Annotated in this window: 21 protein-coding genes; 12 read left to right on the top strand and 9 right to left on the bottom strand. The window is 63.5% G+C overall.

What is annotated here, in order from left to right; all coding sequences use genetic code 11:
• Positions 1 to 124: 124 nt before the first annotated feature.
• A complete protein-coding gene (locus LJY25_RS02970) occupies positions 125 to 934 on the top strand; it encodes a class I SAM-dependent methyltransferase (protein WP_227606733.1) in 810 nt (269 codons plus the stop codon).
• Between the two features lie 193 nt (positions 935 to 1,127).
• Here the strand turns inward: LJY25_RS02970 and LJY25_RS02965 are convergent, their stop codons facing one another.
• From LJY25_RS02965 to pncA, 3 genes are all read right to left on the bottom strand, one after another.
• Entirely contained in the window at positions 1,128 to 2,645 is a 1,518-nt protein-coding gene (locus LJY25_RS02965; protein ID WP_394799941.1) for a malate:quinone oxidoreductase, read from the bottom strand.
• 155 nt (positions 2,646 to 2,800) lie between these two features.
• Positions 2,801 to 3,331 (bottom strand): 2'-5' RNA ligase family protein, encoded by a 531-nt coding sequence (locus tag LJY25_RS02960; protein ID WP_227606732.1) that lies wholly within the window; start codon positions 3,329 to 3,331, stop codon positions 2,801 to 2,803.
• Between the two features lie 91 nt (positions 3,332 to 3,422).
• On the bottom strand, positions 3,423 to 4,034 hold the full coding sequence (gene pncA / locus LJY25_RS02955; RefSeq protein ID WP_227606731.1) for a bifunctional nicotinamidase/pyrazinamidase: 612 nt from the start codon (positions 4,032 to 4,034) through the stop codon (positions 3,423 to 3,425).
• Positions 4,035 to 4,270: 236 nt separating this feature from the next.
• Here pncA and LJY25_RS02950 point away from each other — a divergent pair, with 236 nt between their 5' ends.
• Both LJY25_RS02950 and hutI read left to right on the top strand, forming a co-directional pair.
• Positions 4,271 to 4,738, top strand: a complete 468-nt coding sequence (locus LJY25_RS02950; protein ID WP_227606730.1) for a hypothetical protein — start codon at positions 4,271 to 4,273, stop codon at positions 4,736 to 4,738.
• A 172-nt stretch (positions 4,739 to 4,910) separates the two neighbouring features.
• The gene (gene hutI, locus LJY25_RS02945; protein ID WP_227606729.1) at positions 4,911 to 6,167 is read left to right on the top strand and encodes an imidazolonepropionase; all 1,257 of its coding nucleotides are present in this window, start codon (positions 4,911 to 4,913) and stop codon (positions 6,165 to 6,167) included.
• Between the two features lie 76 nt (positions 6,168 to 6,243).
• On the opposite strand, the gene LJY25_RS02940 is transcribed toward hutI, so the two are convergent.
• The 3 genes from LJY25_RS02940 to LJY25_RS02930 form a co-directional block, all read right to left on the bottom strand.
• Positions 6,244 to 7,254: a hypothetical protein gene (locus LJY25_RS02940; RefSeq protein WP_227606728.1), complete on the bottom strand. Its 1,011-nt coding sequence runs from the start codon at positions 7,252 to 7,254 to the stop codon at positions 6,244 to 6,246.
• 98 nt (positions 7,255 to 7,352) lie between these two features.
• Positions 7,353 to 8,951, bottom strand: a complete 1,599-nt coding sequence (locus tag LJY25_RS02935) for a porin family protein (protein ID WP_227606727.1) — start codon at positions 8,949 to 8,951, stop codon at positions 7,353 to 7,355.
• Positions 8,948 to 9,493, bottom strand: a complete 546-nt coding sequence (locus LJY25_RS02930) for an RNA polymerase sigma factor (protein ID WP_227606726.1) — start codon at positions 9,491 to 9,493, stop codon at positions 8,948 to 8,950. Before LJY25_RS02930 ends, LJY25_RS02935 begins: the two co-directional genes overlap by 4 nt.
• A gap of 312 nt (positions 9,494 to 9,805) precedes the next feature.
• Here LJY25_RS02930 and LJY25_RS02925 point away from each other — a divergent pair, with 312 nt between their 5' ends.
• Positions 9,806 to 10,603, top strand: a complete 798-nt coding sequence (locus LJY25_RS02925; protein WP_227606725.1) for a PhzF family phenazine biosynthesis protein — start codon at positions 9,806 to 9,808, stop codon at positions 10,601 to 10,603.
• Between the two features lie 67 nt (positions 10,604 to 10,670).
• Positions 10,671 to 11,012: a hypothetical protein gene (locus LJY25_RS02920; RefSeq protein ID WP_227606724.1), complete on the top strand. Its 342-nt coding sequence runs from the start codon at positions 10,671 to 10,673 to the stop codon at positions 11,010 to 11,012.
• Positions 11,013 to 11,084: 72 nt separating this feature from the next.
• Here the strand turns inward: LJY25_RS02920 and ruvC are convergent, their stop codons facing one another.
• Positions 11,085 to 11,720, bottom strand: a complete 636-nt coding sequence (gene ruvC / locus LJY25_RS02915; protein ID WP_227606723.1) for a crossover junction endodeoxyribonuclease RuvC — start codon at positions 11,718 to 11,720, stop codon at positions 11,085 to 11,087.
• Between the two features lie 140 nt (positions 11,721 to 11,860).
• On the opposite strand from ruvC, the gene LJY25_RS02910 reads away from it, so the two are divergent.
• The 6 genes from LJY25_RS02910 to LJY25_RS02885 all read left to right on the top strand — a co-directional run bounded on the left by LJY25_RS02910 (position 11,861) and on the right by LJY25_RS02885 (position 17,517).
• Positions 11,861 to 12,859: a lysylphosphatidylglycerol synthase transmembrane domain-containing protein gene (locus LJY25_RS02910; protein ID WP_227606722.1), complete on the top strand. Its 999-nt coding sequence runs from the start codon at positions 11,861 to 11,863 to the stop codon at positions 12,857 to 12,859.
• Positions 12,856 to 14,019, top strand: coding sequence for a glycosyltransferase (locus LJY25_RS02905; protein WP_227606721.1), 1,164 nt, complete (start codon positions 12,856 to 12,858; stop codon positions 14,017 to 14,019). Before LJY25_RS02910 ends, LJY25_RS02905 begins: the two co-directional genes overlap by 4 nt.
• Before the next feature lie 119 nt (positions 14,020 to 14,138).
• Positions 14,139 to 14,594 carry a c-type cytochrome gene (locus tag LJY25_RS02900; RefSeq protein ID WP_227606720.1) on the top strand — a complete coding sequence of 152 codons (456 nt, stop codon included), beginning with the start codon at positions 14,139 to 14,141 and terminating at the stop codon, positions 14,592 to 14,594.
• A 241-nt stretch (positions 14,595 to 14,835) separates the two neighbouring features.
• Positions 14,836 to 15,093: a hypothetical protein gene (locus tag LJY25_RS02895; RefSeq protein ID WP_227606719.1), complete on the top strand. Its 258-nt coding sequence runs from the start codon at positions 14,836 to 14,838 to the stop codon at positions 15,091 to 15,093.
• Between the two features lie 2 nt (positions 15,094 to 15,095).
• Entirely contained in the window at positions 15,096 to 16,286 is a 1,191-nt protein-coding gene (locus tag LJY25_RS02890; protein WP_227606718.1) for an ABC transporter permease, read from the top strand.
• On the top strand, positions 16,279 to 17,517 hold the full coding sequence (locus LJY25_RS02885) for a PP2C family protein-serine/threonine phosphatase (protein ID WP_227606717.1): 1,239 nt from the start codon (positions 16,279 to 16,281) through the stop codon (positions 17,515 to 17,517). Before LJY25_RS02890 ends, LJY25_RS02885 begins: the two co-directional genes overlap by 8 nt.
• A gap of 32 nt (positions 17,518 to 17,549) precedes the next feature.
• Here LJY25_RS02885 and LJY25_RS02880 read toward each other — a convergent pair whose 3' ends face one another.
• Both LJY25_RS02880 and LJY25_RS02875 read right to left on the bottom strand, forming a co-directional pair.
• Positions 17,550 to 19,043 carry an O-antigen ligase family protein gene (locus LJY25_RS02880; RefSeq protein ID WP_227606716.1) on the bottom strand — a complete coding sequence of 498 codons (1,494 nt, stop codon included), beginning with the start codon at positions 19,041 to 19,043 and terminating at the stop codon, positions 17,550 to 17,552.
• Between the two features lie 127 nt (positions 19,044 to 19,170).
• Positions 19,171 to 20,274 (bottom strand): GumC domain-containing protein, encoded by a 1,104-nt coding sequence (locus tag LJY25_RS02875; RefSeq protein WP_227606715.1) that lies wholly within the window; start codon positions 20,272 to 20,274, stop codon positions 19,171 to 19,173.
• Between the two features lie 231 nt (positions 20,275 to 20,505).
• Between LJY25_RS02875 and LJY25_RS21345 the strand changes: the two genes are divergently transcribed.
• Positions 20,506 to 21,897 carry an oligosaccharide flippase family protein gene (locus tag LJY25_RS21345; RefSeq protein WP_227606714.1) on the top strand — a complete coding sequence of 464 codons (1,392 nt, stop codon included), beginning with the start codon at positions 20,506 to 20,508 and terminating at the stop codon, positions 21,895 to 21,897.
• Positions 21,898 to 21,955 lie beyond the last annotated feature (58 nt).

The raw sequence follows: 21,955 nt of genomic DNA, 5'->3' as shown, positions 1-21,955 counted from the left end.
CGGCAGTTCGTTCCCGATGCAAAAGGCCCCTGTGAGCAGCAGGGGCCTTTTGCGTTTAAAAAAGGGCCGATGAGCGGCGAAAAGGCGTCCGGTTCCTATTTTTAAATTCTTTCCAACCATGCCCATGAGTACCGATCTGCCTTATCTTGACCTGAACCGCGCAATGTGGAATGACTGGACCGGCCCCCACCTGGAGTCGGCGTTCTACGATGTCGAAGCCTTTAAAGCCGGCCGGTCCTCACTGAATCAGCCTGAGCTTGACTTGCTCGGCAGCGTGACCGGGCAGCGCCTGCTGCACCTGCAGTGCCATTTCGGTCAGGACTCCCTTTCCCTGGCCCGGCTTGGTGCCCGCGTTACCGGGGTCGACCTCGCAGACCAGGCCATTGCGGCGGCCCGGCAGCTAAGCCAGGACATCGGGGTGCCCGCCGAGTTTATCTGTTCCGACGTGTACAGCCTGCCGGGCCAGCTCCCGGCGGGGCAGTTCGACGTGGTGTATACCAGCTACGGGGTCCTGGGCTGGCTGCCTGACCTCGACCGGTGGGCGGCCGTGGTGGCACATTGTCTGCGCCCGGGCGGGCGCCTGGTGCTGGTGGAGTTTCATCCGGTAGTATGGATGTACGATTCCGACTTTACCCGGGTGGACCACAGCTATTTCAACCAGGGAAGCATTCTGGAAACCGAAAATGGCAGCTACGCCGCGCCCGGCAGCGGCTCCACACACCAGTCCATTACCTGGAACCACAGCCTGAGCGAGGTAGTCAGCAGCCTGCTTGGGCAGGGGCTGTCGATCAGCAGCTTCCGCGAGTACGACTACTCGCCCTATCCGATTTTCGCTAATGCGGAGTTGGTGGGCGAAGGCCAGTACGTTGTGGGGCCGCTTGGCCGGAAGCTGCCTCTGCTTTTCTCGGTAGTGGCGGAACAGGGAGTGGGTTAAGAAGGAAGACGGAGGAAATGGGCCGGCAACTCACGATAAGCCGGCAAAATTCTCCTTGCCGGGCACTAAACAAACCCCTGAAAATGAAAAAGCCCCGGCGTATTCCTACGCCGGGGCTTTTACTGGTGGAATACGCCGCCCTGCGGACGCGGACTGTCTGGCATTTCAGCTCATCAGCCGACACAGAAGCGTCTCACGATTTCACCGGGGCGGCCAGGCCCAGCACGGCGCTGGTATGGGCCCGGGTTTCGGCAACGAGCTGAGGGTCCTCGTTGAGCTTGCGGCCGTAGGTGGGAATCATCTCCCGGAACTTGGCCTGCCATTCGGGCGTAGCCGCCTGCTCCGGAAAGCAGCGCTGCACCAGCCCGACCATGATGGAAACGGCCGTGGAAGCACCGGGCGAGGCGCCCAGCAGCGCGGCCAGGGAACCGTCGGCGGCGCTGACCACCTCGGTTCCGAACTCCAGCACGCCGCCTTCCTTTTCATCTTTCTTGATCACCTGCACGCGCTGCCCGGCAATTTCGAGCTGCCAGTCTTCGGGCCGGGCGTTGGGCAGGTATTCCTTGAGGGCCAGCAGCCGGTCGTCGGGCGTCTGCCGCACCTGGTTGATCAGGTAGCGGGTGAGGGGAATGTTCTTGATGCCGGCAATGAGCATGGGACGGATGTTGCCGGTCTTGATAGAAGCCGGCAGGTCGAAAAACGAGCCCTGCTTCAGGAATTTGGTGGTAAAGCCGGCGTAGGGCCCGAACAGCAGCTCCCGCTTGCCGTTGATCATGCGCGTGTCGAGGTGGGGCACCGACATGGGCGGGGAACCCACCGAGGCCTTGCCGTACACCTTGGCATTGTGGCGCTGAATGATGTCGGGGTTGACGCACTTCAGCCACTGTCCGCTCACAGGAAAGCCGCCAAAGCCCTTGCCTTCGGGAATATCCGACTCCAGCAGAAGCGGCAACGACCCGCCGCCGGCCCCGATGAACACGAAATTAGCCCGCACCCGGGTTTTGTCGCCCGAGGCGCGGTTGGTCGCCTTTACCCGCCAGCGCCCGTCCTCTTTGCGGCGCAGGCCGGTCACTTCGTTGTTGAACAGAAACGTTACGCCGGGCTTTTGCTGGAGCAGCGTGAACATGCCCCGGGTGAGGGAGCCGAAGTTGACGTCGGTGCCCAGCTCCATGCAGGTGGCGGCCACCTTCTGCCCCGGCTCCCGGCCTTCCATCACCAGCGGAATCCATTCCTGCAGCTGCTGAGGATCTTCGGAATAGGTCATGCCCGCAAACAGCGGCGACTGCGTGAGGGCCGCGTGGCGCTTGCGCAGGTACTCCACGTTCTGCTCGCCCCACACGAAGCTCATGTGGGCAATGTGGTTGATAAAGCGGCTCAGCTCCTTGACGGCGTACTTTTCCGTGAGGTAGGTCCAGAACTGCTTCGACTCCTCAAACGACTCGGCAATCTTGATGGCTTTGCTGATGTCGATGGAGCCGTCGGGCCGCTCGGGGGTGTAGTTAAGTTCACAGAACGCCGAGTGGCCGGTGCCGGCGTTATTCCAGGCATCGGAGCTTTCGGCGGCGGCCACGTCGAGCCGCTCGATGATGGTGATGGTCAGGTCGGGCTGCAGCTCCTTGAGCATCAGCCCCAGCGTGGCGCTCATGATGCCGGCCCCGATCAGGACCACGTCCGGGGTTTGCTCGGCCGGCAGATTATCGGAAGTACTCATATGGTATCGGTTTAGACCTGATGCAGTACGGGAAAATCCGGCTGGCGGGGGTGGTATTTCGGCGGAAAAGCCCGCAGCAGGTGGAACTGTCGCCAAACAAGGCCTTTTCACCGCCGCGCTGGATCAGAAGCCCTGAGAAAATGCTGATCGGGCTTTTAGCGGCCTTCGAACGAAAACGTGCGCAGCCACTCCCAGGGCCCGCCCCGGTAGGCCCAGAGCTGCAGCCCCGTGCCGGTGGCCAGAAACGGGCGGAACTCTGCGGCCAGCTGCTGATGCACGGCCCGGGCGGTTTCGGGCGCCACTTTGTTTTGCACCGTAACGTGGGGCCGGCGGCGCTGCTGGTCCTGGGGCGTGAGGTGGGGCTGCCAGAGCGTCTGCAGCTCCCGGTGCAGGGCTTCCACTGCCGGGCTTGCCAGGCGGTACGCCACGCCTCGCCCGGTGAAGTCCACGCTGGCTACTTCCAGCGGCAGCGGCGCCAGCTTTTGGCAGCGGGCCGACAGTTCCTGCTCAATCAGGCTCCGATGGGCCGGCGGCAAATGGTGAAAAAGCGTCAGGTGGGCGGCGAGGTAGTTGCGTTCCGGCGGAAAGTGCTGCCGGCGCAGCTCGTTGAACCACGCCGCGCTTACGTCATCCAGGGCCAACGTCAGAATAAGCGGGGCATCGTCCATGAGGCAGGAGTTTGGCATACAACCCGGTAAGCTGAACCCGGGTTTTGTGGATTGCCCAGGATGACAGACGCTATACTGACTGCTGACGTAAGCACAGCCGACACAAAAATTACCCCAGCAAACTGGTGGAGTGAATAATGTTCCCCCCGCGCTGGAGCAGGTCGGCTTTGGCTTTTTCAAATCCCTCGGCGGAAATCGGCCGGGTAGCGTCTTCGATGAGAAACGTCTCAAAGCCTTCCTGCAGGGCATCTTTCGCCGTGAAATACACGCAGTAGTCGGCAGCCAGCCCCATTACGTACACCTGCCGCACGCCCCGGCCGCGCAGGTAGTCGGCCAGGCCGGTAGACTTGCGGTGGCCGTTGTCGAAGAAGCCGCTGTAGCTGTCGATTTCGGGGCTGGTGCCCTTGCGGAAGATGGCCTCCACCCGGTTTAGGTCCAGCCCCGGCGCAAACCCGGCTCCCGGCGTACCCTGGCAGCAGTGGTCGGGCCACAGCACCTGCTCCAGCCCGTGCAGGTCAATAACGTCGAAAGCTGATTTGCCCGCGTGCTCGGAGGCAAAGCTCTGGTGATGCTGGGGGTGCCAGTCCTGGGTTGCCACAACCAGGTCCATTTCCGCCTGCAGCCGGTTGGCCAGATCGATAATGGCGTCGCCTTCGGGGACGGGCAGGGCCCCGGTGGGCAGAAAGTCGTTCTGAATGTCGATGAGCAGCAGGGCGCGCATAGAAAGCCGGAAAAGGTGAATGCAGGAATACGGCAGCAGGAGCCGACAGGTCAAAAATAGCCGGTGTGGGGGCCACGCCGCTGCCCGTGCAGAAGGAGAGAAGCTGATGTCAAACCAGGGTCCGGGAAAAATCATACTGCCGCTGAAGGCAACTCGCTCATTTTTACTTCGTTTTAGCCGGTAATTACGCTTCGCCGCGTAGCCGTCACCTTTTTTTTCTACCAAAACTCTCTCCCATGAGCAAGCAAAAAGCCGAGCGCGACGATGAGCGCGCCCAGAATCAGAAGCCGGCTGCCGGTACCAAAGCCAGCAGCGCCAAAGGTAAGTCGGGAGCCGGCGCGGCCGCCCAGAAAAGCGTAGGCAAGGAAAAAGTAGAAGACCTGCCCGCGCGCATCACCGATACCGTCGCCACCACCGTGGGCTCCCTGGCCGAAAACGGCACCCGCGCTGTGCTGGGCGTTGTGGAAGGGGCGGTTGAAAAAGCCGCCAAGAAAGTAACCCGCAAGGTCAACAGCCTCGTGGACGAAGGCAGCAAGGCTGCCACCGGCGCGAAGAAGGCCGCCCCAAAAAAGGAGGCTCCCAAAACCAAGGCCAAGGCGGCCCCCAAAGCAGCTAAGGCTCCCGCTGCCAAAGCTCCCGCCGGCAAGTCAGCGGCGGCCGGTAGTAAGGCCAAAGCCGGCGGCAAAGGAGAAGGGGCGAAATAGCCCGTTCTCAGCTCCGATACCCGTACGCTGATCCAAGCAAGCGGCCCGGCTACCGGGCCGCTTTTATTTCGCCCGCCGTCCCCGGCTGATCCACCTGCTCTGGGCTCAGTAGCGCGCTCGACGGGCCGGAACGGTTTATTTTCGCAGCTTCGCACTTCTTATCCCTTTCCCCGTGGCGTACACCCTGCTTATTCGCAACTGCGGCCAGCTGCTGACCCTGGCCGGCGGCCCTGCTGGCCGTCCTCTTACCGGGCCCGCCCTAGCCGACTGGCAGATTCTGATCGATGCCTACCTGGCCTGTGAAGACGACAAAATCGTGGCCCTGGGCGCTATGGCCGACCTCGACGAGACGCAGATTACCACGGCTACGCAGGTGCTGGATGCCGGCGGACGGGTCGTGATGCCGGGCCTGGTGGAATGCCACACCCATCTGGTGTTTGCCGGCAACCGCGCCCATGAGTTTCAGCGCAAGCTGCAGGGAGAGTCCTACCTTGATATCCTGGCCTCGGGCGGCGGCATTTTAAGCACGGTGCGCGCCACCCGGGCCGCTACCGAAGCCGAGCTGCTGGACAATGCCCTGCGCCACCTGCGGGATTTTCGCCGTTACGGGGTTACGACGCTCGAAGCCAAAAGCGGGTACGGGCTAAACCGGGAAACCGAGCTGCGGCTGGTCCGGGTGGCCCGGCAGGCCGGCCGAGAGCAGCCGGTGCGCGTCGTCCCGACTTTTCTGGGCGCCCACGTGGTGCCGCCCGAGTACAAGGGCCGCAATGCCGAATACCTGGCCTACCTGCTGACCGACGTGCTGCCTGAGTTGCGCGGCGAGGCCGAGTTTGTCGACATTTTCTGCGAGGAAGGGGCCTTCAGTGTGGCCGAGTCCCGCAACTTCCTGGCTCAGGCCCAGACGATGGGCTTTAAGCTGAAAATTCATTCCGAGCAGCTCCACGACCTGGGTGGCAGCCGCATGGCCGCCGAGCTGGGGGCCGCCAGCGTGGACCACTGCGACTACCTCAATGCCGAAGATGCCGCCTTTATTGCCCGGCAGGGCCGCACGGTAGTGGTCCTGCTGCCGCTGGTACCGCTGTTTCTGCGGCAGAAGCAGTACGCCCCGGGCCGGCAACTGATTGAGCAGGGCGTGCCCGTAGCGCTGAGTACCGATTTCAACCCGGGTTCCTGCCCAAGCAAGAATCTGTGGCTGGCTTTGTCGGTGGCGTGCCTGAACATGGGCCTGACGCCCCGCGAGGCTCTGGCCGCCGTTACCATCAACGCGGCCTGGGCCCTGGAGCTGGCTTCGGAAATCGGCTCCCTGGAGCCGGGCAAGCAGGCCGACGCACTGGTGCTGGACGTGCGCGACTACCAGGAAATTCCGTACTGGCTCGGCGAAAACCCGGTCCGGGAGGTTATCATGGGGGGGCAGATAATCCGGGGCTGACGGAAAAAGAGAAAGGCAGCCTTACGGGCTGCCTTTCGGTATCAATCATATAAAATAAGCTACCAGGATAAGGTATTTACAGGCGCTTTAGTTCCGTTACCATCGCGGCCTCCGTCATTTCGGTAAGCGTGGGCGCAAAGGTCTGGCCCGGGGCTACCACCGCCGTCTGCTTGCCGAAGTAGAACTTGCCCTGGTAGGCCCGCATTACGACGGCCGTTACCGACATAGTAGTGGGCACGTTGTAGGTCACGAACCGGAACGGCGAGCTGGTTTGGTAGCACTGCATAGCCCCGTTCAGACTGTTGAACACCAGGAATACCCGGGTGTTCTGGGGGCTGGGCTGGTCGCCGGCTACCATAACCGTAACGGTGGTGCGGGGCTGGGTGACGTTGACGAACCGGTCACAGTTAAACCAGTTCATCGAGTCACGCTGAAAAAGGCCGGTGCCAAGCTGAATCCGGAACGAGCCGACCTGTGGTGTACCAGGCAGGGGAACAGGCGTCCCGATGACGAAGGTTGAATCCAGCCCGCCACTCTGCCAGGGCTGCCAGTTAAACCCGCCCTGCTGCATACTATCAGCCATGACGCCGTTCAGGTTCGCTGAAAACATCATCATGCCGGAAGAACTGCTCAAGCCGGCTGGCATGAGGAGCGTAATGTTCATGGCGCGCTTGGCTCGGAGCTTTACCCCAGCCTGCGTCGCTTTTAGAAAGAATTCTCCGCCGGATTCCAGCAGGCTGCCATTGGATACGGTGGGAGTCCCGCTCAGTACCATCTCGCCCTTGTCCTGAATTTCGCGGAATTCCAGCTGCACGGGGCCCGCCGGCAATGGTCGGCCATCAGGCAGCACAAAGGTGTTGGGTTGAACAGTTAGCCGGGCACCTTTCGCGGTGGTGAAGCTATTGGTGCGGGTCGGGTCGTAGGTGAAAAACTGCGAGGGCGCCCGGTGCCGGTTGATAAACGCCTGGATGGGGTTGTTTGGATCGGGCGCAACCACCGGGTCGCAGATAATTTCGTCGGCTTCCTTCTGGCAGGCACTCAGGGAGGTAAGGGCAGCCAGCAGGCCGAATAAAAAGAGCTTTTTCATATACGGTCGTCAGGAAAAATGCGTGAGGAATAGGCGCAGCGCCCCATTCTGACCAGGCCGGTCATAGCCAGTTCGGGGTAGCTGAGCGAGGGGAAAGCTTAGCGGAGGTTGTAGGAAATGCCGCCCTGCCCGCCCAGCGCCCACAGGCGGCGGGTAGCCAGGCCCGCGTCAGGCCTGGTGAGGGACGTGAGTGAATAGTTGGCGGCAGGCTGCAGGCGCAGCTGCCACCGGGGCGTGAGCTGGTAATTGAGGGCGGCCCCGAGCGTCAGGCCCACCGAAGCGGTTTTATAGGGATTGTTCGTGGTGCCCCAGGTTGTCTGCTGCCCTTCGCACAGGCAGGCGTCGGGGCGGGTGGTGCGGCCCCCGGTGTAGAAAGCCACCGTGGAGCCGCCCAGCACGCTGTAGGAAAATGCGCCCCGCTCGCCCAGTTCGTAGTACAGCAGCAGCGGCACGGTTACGAAGCGGTAGGTGTCGCGCTGCTGTACCCGCTGCTCCCGGTTGCCCGTGAACCGGTTGCCGGTGTACTGGGGCGTCACCAGGTTCACGTCGAGCCGGGTGGCGTACTCCGCGTAGCCGAGCCCGGCCTGCACCCTGAGCCGCGGGCCAGCGGCATAGGTGACGCCCACCTGGGCCGAGTAGCCCGTCGTGGCCCGCTCGTAGGCCTCGGGCCGGCTAGCCCGCCCGGCAGTATCGAGCTGACGGTAGGAGAGGGTCGGGCCGGCCAGCAGCTGCACCGACCACCGGTTTGGCAAGGTGCGTTTCGCCTCCGGCTCTGGTAAGGTAACTGCTGTTGTCAGCATAGAGAACCCGGGTGCGGCCGGCAGCTGCAGCACACTGGCTATCCGGTTCAGAGGCGTTAGTTCGTTTGTGGAGCCTGACGTCAGCAGGGAAGGGGCTGCGACCGGACCGGCAGCGTTGGCCAAGACGGAAGCGTGCGGGGCTGCCGGCACCTCCGCCGGATTCAGGGCAGATGCAGTTGTAGGTGCAGTAACAGTTGAAGTTGCAGTTGAAGATGCAGGTGCGGAAGGAAACCGGACACCAGACGCCGCTCGGCCAGCCCGATCGTTCGGTTGGTTGGCGGTTGTTGCCGACCCAGGACGGGTGTCCAGCACGGCGACCAGCACCGGGCGTTTGCGCCGTCTGGCCGCTGCTACCGACCGGCCGCTCACGAAGGTTGAGCGCCGGGTCGGCACTGCCGAAGCCAGGGGCCGGGACATCTTGCGGGCCGGGCCGGATTGCTCAGACAATGCAGCAGCGGCACGGGCTGTCGTCGTTGAGATTAACGCCGGGGAGGGTGCTGCGGAGCGGGCGGCCAGTTCCCGGGAGGTGGTGGCGGGGCGGCGCTTGGCTGATTCGGACGCAGAGCTGGCTCCGGCGTCTGAAATCCGGGTCGCGGAAGCGGCCGGAGCTGTTTCAGTCGTTTCCCCGCGGCTTCCTGACGTGGTTGCCGGGTTGGCAGAAGCCGTGACGTGGGTCGTCTTTTGCTGACGCAGCCCAATCAGCACGCATACCAGCACCAGCCCGACCAGCAGCAGAGAGGTGCCCCGGCGGCGCAGATACCAGGGCTTGGGAGCGGGGGGCGGGGGCTGAAGCTGGCTCTGAATGCCCGCCCAGACCCCGGCCGAGGGCTGGCTGCCAAAATCAGCCAGCTTCTGCCGGAGCTCTTCGTATAGTTCTTCCGATTCGTGTTCAGTCATGATTGTGCAATCTGGTCGGTGGCCAGCAGCCGCTCTTCCAAGAGGCGCCGTGCCCGGAAAAGCTGGGATTTGGACGTGCCTTCGGAAATGCCCAGCAGCTCACTTATTTCGGCGTGGGTGTAGCCTTCGATGGCGTAGAGATTGAGTACCGTGCGGTAGCCGGGCGGCAGCGTGTTGAGCAGCGCCACCAGCTCGGCGGCCGAAAGCTGGTCCAGGGCCGTAGGCTCGGGGCAGGGCACGGACTCCGCTTCTTCAGCTTCTACCTGTTGCCCGCGCTGCCGGTGCCGGTGGTAAGCCGTGAGCGACGTAGTGACCGCGATGCGGCGGGCCCAGGCCTCAAAGGGACCCTGACCGGTGTATTGATCGAGACGGGTAAAGATTTTGACGAACGTGTTTTGCAAAGCATCCTCCGCTTCGGCCCGCGAGGGGCAGTAGCGCAAACAAACCCCCAGCAGGCGGTACGCCAGCGCCTCATAGAGCGCCCGCTGCGCCGAGGCGTTTCCGCGCCGACAGCCTTCCAGGATTTCTTCAATTTTCGGCATGCAGGCGCGGGGCAGCAGAAGAGAGTAGTAAGCTTTGCAAAACCTTCTGCACCCATGACCAGTGGGCTCAGGGCGAGGTTGCGTAGCCCTAAAAATAATTCGAAAATCGGATTGCCCGGCTACCGGCAGAGAATATTAAGTGGTGGAAATTCAGTTTGTTAGCACGCTGACAACTCGGGTGAAAAATGTGTGGCTCCGGCCGGAAGCTCTGAATCGACCCGCTTGGCAGGCGCAAAGTTCAGCTCGGCGGTGGGCCGGCTGCACGGGATGCTTTAGCTTGCCGGCGCAACGCCCAACTTATTCCGCTTTCTCATGCCCCAGCCCATCTACCAGGTCGACGCCTTTACCGATAAAGTCTTTGCCGGCAACCCCGCCGCCATCTGCCCGCTCCCGGCCTGGCTGCCCGCCGAAACCATGCAGGCCATTGCCGCCGAGAACAACCTGGCCGAAACGGCCTTTTTCGTAGCCCGCGAAGGAGCCGCCGGCGAGTACGACCTGCGCTGGTTTACGCCCGCCGTGGAAGTTGAGCTCTGCGGACACGCTACGCTGGCCTCGGCCCACGTGCTGTTCAACCACCTCGGCGCCACCGTCGACACGCTCACCTTTCACTCCCGCAGCGGCCCGCTGCACGTTTCGCGCCAGCCCGACGGCCGGCTCACCCTCGACTTCCCGGCCCGCCCGCCCCAGCCCCTGACCCAGCACCCCGATGGCCTCATCGACGGCCTGCGCCAAGTTCCGCTCCAGATTCTGGCCGGCCCTGATCTGGTGGCGCTTTACGGCAGCGAAGCGGAAATCCGGGCTATCCACCCCGACATGACCCACTTGGCCAAAGTTGAATACCGGGCGGTCATCGTGACGGCGCCCGGCTCGGGCGACGTGGACTTCGTGTCACGGTTCTTTGGACCCCGGGTCGGAGTGCCCGAAGACCCGGTCACGGGCTCGGCTCACACGACGCTGGTGCCCTACTGGGCTGAAAAGCTGGGCAAAACCACCCTGCGCGCCCGCCAGGTGTCGGCCCGGGGCGGCGACCTGTGGTGCGAGCTGCGCGGCGACCGGGTACTGATGAGCGGCTACGCCGTGACGTATCTGAAAGGGGAAATCGATATTTAGCCCGGCCGCTTGGCTGCCCGACCCCCACTGCGTAGCTGGTGGGGCTAATCCTGCTCCTTATTGCTACGTGTGTATACTGACGTCTTTTCACCGCCGGGCCCTGATTGGTGCGCTGAGTGCCCTGCCGCCGCTAGGCTATGCCCAGACCGACATGCTTCTGACCATGACTTCGGCCCTGGACTACGACGAGAAGAACAAGGATAAGAAGCCCACTGAGCTGGTTGCCGATAAGCTTTCCACCAGCTGCCGGAACATGGCGGAGAAAGGCAGCGGCAGCCACCAGGGCTTCGCCTGGGACTACTATGCGCCTTATTTCATCGCTTTGGAAAAAGCCGGCTACGTCCCGGTTTTCAGCTACCTCATTCACTCCGCCGCTGACCAGCCCGACGTAAAGCAGTGGCTGGAATAGCACACGGCCCAGGTCCGGGAGTTTGAAGCTTGGTCGGTGGCGTACGTATGGCCGAAGTAGGAAGGGTGTGGGCTAGGCCGCTGATTTATTCCGCGAGGCCACGGCCTTTTTGCCGGCTACCGGGGCGGCCAGCTTGCCGGGGTTGTCGGCCAGGAACTTGCCCCAGCTTTTGCCTCCGGCCTTCACGTTGTTGCCTTTCTGGTAGTGGTGGCAGAGCGCCACGCCCAGCGCGTCGGTGGCGTCCAGGAACTTGGAAGCCTCTTCGATGGGCGGCAGGGTCAGGGTTTGGCGCAGCATGTGGGCTACCTGCTCCTTGGTAGCTGAGCCCGACCCGGTTACCGACTGCTTGACCTTGGTGGGCGCGTACTCCACGTAGGGAATCTGGCGGGACAGACAGGCGGCAATGGCCACGCCCTGGGCCCGGCCCAGCTTGAGCATGCTCTGCACGTTTACCCCGAAAAACGGCGCCTCAATGGCCAGCTCGTCGGGCAGGTACTCGTCAATCAGTTCCAGCATCCGCTCGAAGATACGCTTGAGCTTGAGGGCGTGGTTGGCGCCCAGCTTCTTCATGTCGATGACGTCGTAGCACAGCACCTTAACCTTCTGACCGGTCACTTCAATCACGGCGTAGCCCATAATCTGGGTGCCGGGGTCTACGCCCATAATAACTTTGGGCAGCAGATCGGTAGAGGCGAGAGACGAAATCATGGGGTCTGAGTCAGGATGCGGGGCGGCCGCCGGAAGCCGGTCGTTGGCTGTGAACTGGTAACTTGCTCCTTCAATTAAGCCCGCCCGTCATTTTGCCCGACCACCTTCTACAAAACTACGCGCAAAAGCCGGAAGTTGCCATGCGGCGCCGTCGATGGCTGGAAATTGCTGGCAAGCTGGTTATTACGGGCCTTACGCTGGGGCTGCTATACCATTCCGTCTTTTCCGCGCCCGACACGGCGGCGGCTTGGCGCACCCTGCTGGCCACGGCCCTGACCGGGGCGGGGCAGGGCCCGGTGCTGGCGGCCGTCGCGCTGGTGCCGGTGAACTGGGGGCTGGAAGCCTGGAAGTGGTGGCGCCTGGCCCGGCACCTCGAGCCGGTGTCGTTTCAGCGCAGCTTCCGGGCGGTGCTGGTAGGCCTGACCCTGGGCTTCGTGACTCCCAACCGCGTGGGCGACTACGCCGGACGCATCATCGAGCTGAAAAGCCGCCGCCTCGATGCCCTGGGGGCCGTGTTCCTGGGTCGCTACTGCCAGCTGGTCGTCACGGTGCTGGCCGGCTCGGCGGGACTGCTGTACTTTCTGCTCACATTTTACGTGCAGGGCTACCCGGCTACCGGCCTGGGCATCGTGGGCGCCACGGCCCTGCTGAACCTGGCCGTGCTGCTGCCCCTGTACCGGAGCCGGCTGCTGCTGGCGGCTCTTACCCTGGTGCGGCCCCTGCGGCGGTTCCGGCGTTACCTGGCCGTGATGCCCACCTATTCGGCCCGGGCCCTGCACATCGTGCTGGGGCTGTCGGCGCTGCGCTACGCGGTGTTCTGCGTGCAGTTTGGCCTGCTGCTTTACGCCTACGGGGCCCGGCCGGCGGTGGGCTCCGGGCTAGCCGCCATTGCCGGCACGTTTCTGATGAAGTCGGTGGTGCCCTCGCTCAACGCCCTGGCCGACGTGGGCGTGCGGGAGCTGTCGGCCACCCACCTGTTCGGGCTGCTGGGGCAGCCCCTGCTGCCGGTGCTCAGCGCCAGCCTTAGCCTGTGGGTAATCAACATTGCCCTGCCCAGCGCCGCGGGGCTGCTGTTCGTGCTGCGCCTAAAGGTGTTTCAGCGACGTAAGGCCGGTACTGCTCCGGCTTCGGCCGCATGAGCCCCATCTGGCTTGGCGGACTGCTTTTGCTGGCTCCGGCTCTCTACGCCGGCCTGATGCTGGTGCTGCGCCGGGCCTGGGAGCAGCTGCCGGAAATTCCGGCCCACCCGGCCCCGGCCGTTTCACCCGGACAAGGCCTGCTGTTCTCGGTACTGGTGGCGGCTCGCAACGAAACGGCTGCGCTGCCCGGGCTGTTGAGCGACCTGCAAAAGCAGCGTCTGCCGCCCGGTGCCTTCGAGGTGCTCATCATCGACGACCATTCCATCGACGCCACCGCCGCCGTGGTCGAGCGGGCCGCAGCGGCTTTTCCGGCGTTTCGGCTGCTTCGGCTAAGCGAGCAGCCCGGCCAGCCGACGGGCAAGAAAGCGGCCCTCCAGGCTGCCTTGGCCGTGGCCCGGGCTCCGTGGGTGGTCTGCACCGATGCCGACTGCCGGGTGAGCCCCGACTGGCTAGCCAGTTACGCCGCCCTGCTGAGCCATGACCCCGAAGCACGCTTCATCAGCGGACCCGTGCTGCTGACGCCGGGCGGCTCGGGGCTCGACGCGCTGATGGGGCTGGAGTTTGCGGGCCTGGTCGGAGTGGGGGCCGCCTGCATCGGAGCCGGGGCACCCACCATGTGCAACGGAGCCAACCTGGCGTACCGCCGCGACGCCTTCGCGGCCGTGCAGGGCTTCGGAGGCAACGACCACCTGGCCAGTGGCGACGACGAGTTTCTGCTTCACAAGCTCCACCGGGAGTTTCCCGGGAGCATCCGGTTTCTGAAAAACCCCGCGGCCATTGTCCGGACCCCCGCCCCGCCTAGCCTGGGAGCGTTGCTGACCCAGCGGGTGCGGTGGGCCAGCAAGTGGCGGCACTACGAGGCAGCGGCCCCGCAGCAGCTCGCCGTGCTGGTACTCCTGGCTAATGTGGCGCTGACAGCCGGGCTGGTGCTGGCGTTGCTCAATGCGGCCCTCTGGCCCTGGGTGGGGCTCGGCTGGGCCCTGAAGATCGGCGCCGACGCCTGGTTTCTGTTCCCGGTGCTCGGGTTTCTGGGCCGGCAACGGTGGCTTGGGTGGGTACTGCTTTTGCAGCTGGGATACGCGCCCTACGCCCTGGCTACCGGGCTGTTCGGGCTGCGGGGCGGATACCAGTGGAAGGGGCGTCAGCTGGGGCGGATATAAGTGCTTTTTTAGTTGTTTATACCGCTGTCGGGGGCCACATTTGAGCGTCTTAACCAACGCAGCCCGGCTGCCCTCTTTCGATGAATAAAAACGCTCTGGGATTTATTCTGCCGCTTTGCATGGTCCTGATCGTCGGGGCAATCGGCGCCTTGTTTTTTATGTCGACCGGGCTGATAGCCGGAGCTCCGGATGGCACTGGCAGCGGGCAGTCGGCTCGTGCCGCCACCGATTCCACAACCTCCGCAGTTGCCGCCGTTCCGATGCCGGCCGAGGTAGCCTCGGGCGACGCCCTGTTCAAAGGCAACTGCGCCCAGTGCCACGGCATCAACGACGTAGTGGTAGGGCCGGCCCTGGCGGGCATCACCCGGCGGCGCCCGGTTTCCTGGCTGGTGCCGTGGGTTAAAAACTCCAGCAAGCTGGTAGCCTCCGGCGACGCGTACGCCGTGAAGATCTTCAACCAGTACCAGAAGCAGCAAATGCCCAGCTTCCAGCTGTCGGACGACGAAATCAAGTCGATTCTGACCTACGTCGAGTGGGAATCGAAGCAGGGCTCCCGGGCAGTAGCAGTTCGGTGAGCCGCCAGGCTTTCAGTTACGCAAAGAACTGACGCGCGCTGCTGCGCAGTGCCCGGGAAGAGCAGCGCGTAAATGCCGGGGCAGGCGGTGGCCGCGGCTGGTCCGTTTCGGCGGCAGCGCCGTAAAGCAGGTTCGGAGGTAGTTGCGTGGCGGAGGGAAGAGCTACTTTGCCGGTTTCTTCGCAAATACCGCCGCCCAACGCTACATTTGCTTACCTTCTTGCTGCCTTCCCGCCCTTGCCGTGACTGATCCTGAGTTTGACTTGCTCGACGAGCTGTACTTCGTTACCTCCTTTCGCGACCTGACCCAAAAAACCGGTTTGCCCGCCGCAGAGGTGGAAAAGGGCCTGCGGGGCCTGCTTGAGCAGCAGTACGTGAAGTTCTTTTATCCTGACCCCGACACCGAGCAGGCCTACGAAGTCACGTCCTTTGGTGCCATCTGCCGGGACTGCTACTACCTCGCCACCAAGGCGGGCCTTCTGGAACACAACTCCCGGTAGCAGTGGCCGTTGCTTCCCCCATAGCGCCGCTTCGTGCCGCTGCCCCGGCCCGTCCGCCCGGCTACTACGTCCGGCAGCGCCTGCTGGGCAACCGTCCGGCCATGGCCGGGCTGGGCTTTATCCTGCTCTGCACGCTGGTGGCACTGGCCGGCTACTGGATTCTGCCCGACCCCTCGCCCGACGCCAACAGCGGCGTGGTGCAGCTGCAGAAGGAGCCGCCCGGCTTCTCGGCTACCATCCTGCGCATTCCCGCCCCCGACTCGGCCGGCACCGCCAATGCCGGACCGCTGCACACCTGGCTGTACGGCCGGGCGCCGCAGTTTCAGGAAATTCCCATCAGCTCCTACCGCATTGAGGGCGACTCCGTGCTGGTGGAGCCGTATCAGAATCACAGCGCCCTGGCTGATGTGCCCCGGCGGTTTTCGTTGACTCAGCTGGCCGGGCAGGCCGGCAGCGCGGCCGAGCTGCGGCAGGTGGTGGAGCAGGACCGCATCGTACGGCGGACCTACTGGCTCGGTACCGACAAAGCCGGGCGCGACGAGCTGAGCCGCCTGCTGCTGGGCACCCGTATTTCCCTCGGCATCGGGCTGGTGGCCGTGCTGATTTCCCTGGCCCTGGGTATGCTCATCGGCGCCGTGGCCGGCTACGTGGGCGGCTGGGTCGACAGCCTGCTGATGGGCGTGATGACGGTGGTGTGGAGCATTCCGGGCATTATGCTCGTCATTGCTATTTCCCTGGCTCTCGACAGCAAGGGCGTCTGGACGTCCTTCGTGGCCGTGGGCCTGACCATGTGGGTTGACGTGGCCCGGGTGGTGCGCGGACAGATGCTGAGTTTACGCGAAAAGACGTTCGTGGAAGCTGGCCGCGTGCTGGGCTTGCCCCAGAGCCGGCTGATTGCCCGCCACCTGCTGCCCAACATGACGGGCCCGCTTATCGTAATTGCGACAAGTAACTTTGCGGCGGCTATTCTGCTGGAAGCCGGCCTCAGTTTTCTGGGGCTGGGCGTGCAGCCGCCGGCGCCTTCGTGGGGCCTGATGGTAAACGAAGGCTTTCAACTATTAGGCACCCAGGCCGGCCTGTGGCTTACCCTGCTGCCGGGGCTGGCCATCAGCCTGCTGGTGCTGAGCTTCAACCTGCTCGGCAACGGCCTGCGCGACGCCTACGATCCTAAAACTCCACTCTCCCATGCCTGATAGGCTCACGACTTCTCCCGACAAACGCCTGTTCCTGAAAGAGCGGGAGCTGAGCGCGCTGCTGGAAATCACCCAGGCCATCAACCACGGCCCCACCGAGGACGCGCTGTACAAGATCTTTCAGTTCACCCTGCTCGGGCAGCTTAACATTCGCCGCCTCGTGCTTTACGTGCAGGAAGCCGGGCAGTGGCAGTGCGTGGTTTCGTTTGGAGCCGGCCTGCCCGACTTCCGTCGGGTTTCCCTGCCCGAAACCATCCTGGAGAACTGCACCAATGGCGCCTGCCGGGTAACCGATCTGGACCTGGGGGCGGAGTGGCAGGCCCTGGAAACGGTGATTCCGGTGCCTCACAACGGCGAGCTGCTGGCGTATGTGATGATCGGCAACGTGCACCAGGACTACGCCAACGATGAAGCCACCAAGTTTCTGGAAACGCTGAGCAACATCCTGATCGGGGCCATCGAAAACCAGCGGCTCGTGCGCCAGCAGCTGGCGGCCGTGGCCATGCGCAAGGAAATTGAAATTGCCCAGGAAGTGCAGAACATGCTCTTTCCCCGGGAGCTGCCCAACAACGCCTCCGTAGCCGTGAGTGCGAGCTACGTGCCCCACGCCGCCATCGGGGGCGACTACTACGACGTAGTGCCCATTGATGAGCACCGGGTAATGTTCTGCGTGGCCGACGTCTCGGGCAAAGGCGTGCCGGCTTCGCTGCTGATGTCGAACTTTCAGGCCGGGCTCCGTACCTTGCTCCGCCAGCAGGTGGACCTGGCCACGATTGTCAGCGAGCTGAACAACCTGATCTTCCGCAACTCCCGGGGCGACAAGTTTATTACCGTGTTCTTCGGCATCTACGACAGCCGGAACCGGGAGCTGCAGTTCGTGAATGCCGGGCACAACGACCCGCTGCTGATGCTCGACAACGGCTCGGTGCAGATGCTCAAGGAGGGCACCATTATGCTGGGTGTAATGGACGAGCTGCCTATGCTCAAGGTCGGCCGCGTGACGCTGCCCCCGCACTCCCTGCTGCTCAACTACACCGATGGCCTCACCGAAGTGTTCGATGCGGAAGGGGAGGAGTATGGCGAGGAAGGCATCCTGCGCTGCATGCGCCGCAACTGGTACCTGCCCCTGCCCGCCCTGCATAATGAGCTGCTCCGGGAAATCGAAGCCTTTAACGTCAACGGCAACCGCTTTTCCGACGACATCACCATTCTGAGCTGCCGGTTTAAGTAAGCTACAAGCTTGCGGCTTGCGGGCTTCATGTCTCAGGCTTCTCTTTCCTGGCTTGCGGCCGGCAGCTCGGGGCTTGCAGCTTCTTCCTCGATCCAACCTTCGACCCGCATCAGCAAAGCCAGGGCGATGTAGAAGAAGGAGCCGATCTTGTCCACTTCGACCAGCTCGTTGAGCAGCAGGTGGAACGTAATGATGACCAGCGACAAACCCGCCGCCAGCACCAGCCGGCGGTGCTGCCGGGTGCGGGCCCGGTGGTAGAGGCGCTCCACCAGCACCAGGGCCGTGGCGACCAGCAAAACGAACAGGATGAGGCCGGGGGCACCCTGCTCGGCCATCTGCAGCAAAAAGTAGTTGTGGGTGGTAGAGTGCTCCGGGTTGTCGCTCACGTAGGTCCGGAAGCTCTTGACGGTGTAGCGCTTATACTCAGGGTAGAATGTGCTCGGGCCGCTGCCGGTCAGCGGCTTGTCGCTGATCATGCGGGCGGCGGCCACCCAGCGGTACACCCGCTCCATGCCCGACACGTCCTCCATCTTGTAAGTCGCCTCCAGGTGCTTTTCGAAGTTGTGGCCGTTGAACACGGTTTTCTCAAAGTCCGGGGCGTAGAGCATGTAGTTGTTCTGGCTCATGAAGTAGAACGCCCCGCTCAGCACGGCTATGATGGCGCCGGTCAGCACCACCCGGGTCAGGCGCAGGCGCACTACGCCGTAGAACAGCGCTGCCAGGGGCAGGGACAGGATGGAAGCCCGGGTGTAGGACAGCAGCACCCCGAACACCAGCACGGCCAGCCCTATCCGCCACGCCAGTCGCCGGGGGCCGGACGGGCTTTCCAGCGCCGCGTAAAACGCGTACGGCACCAGCAGGGCCAGCACCGCGGCGTAGATTACGTGGTTGATGTAGTAGGGCTGAATGGCCCAGTTGATGGAGTCGAACGAGAAGCCCCGGCCGGCGTGCCGCGCCGACGTGTAAAGCACCGTAAGGGCAGCGCCAACGGTATAGAACGCCGCTATCCGCCACACGTCGGCCGGGCGCCGCACGATGGCCAGCGTTACGAACACGAATGGAATGATGTACCAGGTCTTGGCCAGCAGGTACTTCACCGACTTCATCGAGTCAACCGAGAACAGCGTCGATACCGACGACCAGAGCAGCGCCAGACCCATGATGATAACCAGGGGGTGGGACCAGAACCGCGCCGCTACGTGGGTGCGGCTGGTGAGGGCACTCACCGCGAAGCAGCCCAGCAGCACCAGCATCAGGGGCTCGGAGGGCACGTCCATGCTCAGGCCCCCGGGCAGGTGCACCTCCCGGGAAAATGCCAGGGTAATCAGCAGCAGGTAGTAAACCCAGCGCCAGTCGACGGCCAGCACCAGGGCGCCCACCACCGCTACCGGCACCGCCAGCCACAGCGGGGAGCCGGAAAGCAAGGCCCCGGTCCCGGCCAGCAGCAGCAGCAGCACAAACACCACGTACCAACGCTGGGCGCTATCCTGGGGCAGCAGGCGGGGAAGCAGGGCAGGGCCGGCCATGTCGAGATGATGAGTGGGAGTTAAAGAGCTGTTGTTGGTTTTGAGTTGTCAGTTGTTGGTTGTCCGTTGTTAGGGCGATACTGACAACAGACAACCAACAACTGACAACTAACAAAGACAGAATCGGTTAAACGCGGGGCTCCGTCGCCGGGCGGCCCACGCTCAGGTTGCCGCGGTACAGCTCCAGCAACGTGATGAAGACGATGGACAGGGACAGGGTCAGGAACACCGACGAAACCACGATCAGCCAGCGCACGGGCTTGATCTTGCGGGTGGCGGGCATCGCCTTCTGCACCACGTAAATCGACGAAATCCGGCTGCTGATGGCCAGCTGGGCCGACTCATAGGCGCTGCGGGCCGTAATCATACGAGCCTGCAGGTCGTTGAAGCGGGCGTAAAGCGTGTTCATCAGGTCGGTGCCTTCCACGTAGCTTTCCAGGTTGAGCAGGTTGCCGCCCTCGGCCTGGGTCAGTGCCTTCAGGGCGCGGCGCAGGCCGGCTACCCGGGCTGCGGAGCCGCCCCCGGCCGCTACTTCGCCCTCCGCCCGGCGCAGGTCGCTTTCGGTCTGCACAATCTCCTGGGCCAGGTAGCGCGACTCCCGGTCCATCCCGTAGATGCCGTAGCGCCGCCGGCCCTGGGTCAGGGAGTCGCGGGTGACGCGGTACTGGTGCTCCAGAAAGTTTTTCCGCTCCTCATAGAGGGCAATAATCTTGCGGCGGTTTTCGAACGTGAGCTGCTGGTTGATGGAGTCAATAACTAGCACGAGGGCGTTGGCCATTTTCGCGGCCAGCACCTTGTCCTCGTCCTGCACGGTCAGCTCGATGGCGTCGCGGTCGTTGTGCACGATGCTGATATTGCCGTTCAGTTCTTCCAGGGCCCCCTGGTCGGCTAGTTCATCCCCGGGCTTGCCGGATTTGTAGTGCTCGGCCAGGCGAAACTTGCGGACGATGATTTCGGCCGCCGTCTGCGACTCCCCGATGGTGATGACGCGGTCCAGGTCTTCGGCCCGGCCGCCCAGCTCGAGCTTGCCGCCCTCGGTCACGATGCGGTCCGGGTCGGTGGTCTGGGGGTTGGTGGGGTAGAACACCGCGGTGGACTTATACACGTTGGGCAGCATTAGCGCCACGATTACGCTCACGACCAGGGCCAGCACCACGGCCGAGAGCACCAGGTATTTCCAACGATTAATAACGGGCCAGAGGCCCAGCAGCGAATACGAGGGGGATGACATGCCGGAAGAAGAAGTGCAAACGGTACGACCGGCGCAAGCGGGCGGATGGTCGGATTAGGCAAAGCTACTTGAAATCTGCGGCATTCTGCGCCTGTGCGGCGGGCTTTGCTTGGGTTTTGGCTTGCCCCGTTCCGGTCGGCCGACTAACCAGCGGGTTGCGTTTTTCTGTAGTTTTGCCGTCCACCTCTCGTTCCCGGCCGCATCAAAAAGTTTTTCGGAAATATCAGCTTCGTGGTGCTGCTCAACCTGCTGGTGAAGCCGGGCTGGGTGGTTGTCGAAAACCTGGTGCAGGACCGGCTGGGCCACGCCGCCTACGGCACGTTCGGGGCGCTGTTGTCGCTCACGCTCATCTTTTCCGCTTTTTCCGATCTGGGCCTGACGCAGTTCTCCACCAAGCGGGTGGCGGCTTCCCCGGGGTTTCTGGACGAATACTTTCCCTCGATTCTGCCGCTGCGGGGCTTGCTGTCGGTTGTGTTCCCGGTTCTGATTGTGGCAACCGGCTGGCTGATCGGGCACCGGGGGCACACGCTCTACCTGCTCGCCATTACCGCCGTGGGCCTGACCCTGACGCAGTACATTCAGTTTCTGCGCGGTACGCTCCAGGCCCATCAGCGCTTCAACACCGACGCGCTGCTCTCGGTGCTGGAAAAGGCCCTGCTGCTCGTCATGGTCCTGAGTCTGCTGGGCATCGGCCGGCTGGGCCTCGACTCCTACGTGTACGCCCGGGCCGCCGCTACGGCCCTCACGTTTGCGCTGCTGTACGGGCTGGTAAGCTGGTTTTTCGGCTGGGTGCGCTACCGTCTGCGCTGGGAGCAGGTGCGGGCCGTACTCAAGGAAAGCCTGCCGTTCGCCGTCATTGCCCTGGTGTACGGTATCAATGAGAAGATTGACGTGGTGATGATTGAGCGCCTGGCCACGCCCACCGAGGCGGGCATCTACGTGGGCGCCTACCGCTGGATCGACGCCATCATGATGTACCTCTGGACGGTGCTGCCGCTATTCTTCGCCCGGTTTGCCCGCGTCACGGGGGAGCCCGCGGCCCAGCGGGAGCTGCTCTGGTTTGGGCAGCGCGTCGTGACGGTGCCGCTGCTGTTCGTGGGCGCGTTTGTCTTGTTCCGGGCCGAGGTGCTGTTCTGGCAATTCAGCCACAGTAGTCCGGCTGAAGTAGCCCGGATGGCGCTTTGCCTGCGCGTGCTCATCGTGAACGTGCTGGTGCACGCCTTTTTTGCCATCTACAGCAACCTGCTCACCAGCACCAACCACGAGCGGGCCGTCAGTTGGCTGGTCGCCGTCAGCATTGCCCTGAACGTGGGTCTGAACCTGGTGCTGCTACCCCGGTTTGGGGCCGTGGCCGCCGCCCTCGACACGCTGGTTTGCGCCGTGGTGGTATCGGTGGGCTACCTGTGGCTGGTGCACCGCCGCACCGGCGTGGCCATTCCCTGGCTGATTCTGCTGCGCCTGCTGCTGGCCTTTGGCTTGCTCTGCGCCGCGTTCTGGGGGCTGCGGCTGGTCGTAAATCAGTGGCTGATTGAAGCCGTGCTGGCAGGTCTGGCATTCGTCGGTATCCTGTTCCTGACCGGCGTGGTGCGGGTACGGGAGCTGCGCCAGGCGCTGGGCCGGTAGCAGCGCGAGGGCTCGCAAGGTAAGGAGTAGGTTGCGCAGTGAGGTTCCCGTAATATCC

The organism is Hymenobacter translucens (genome assembly GCF_020685205.1).
GTDB classification, from domain to species: domain Bacteria; phylum Bacteroidota; class Bacteroidia; order Cytophagales; family Hymenobacteraceae; genus Hymenobacter; species Hymenobacter translucens.
This window is presented reverse-complemented; position numbering and strand designations above follow the sequence as displayed.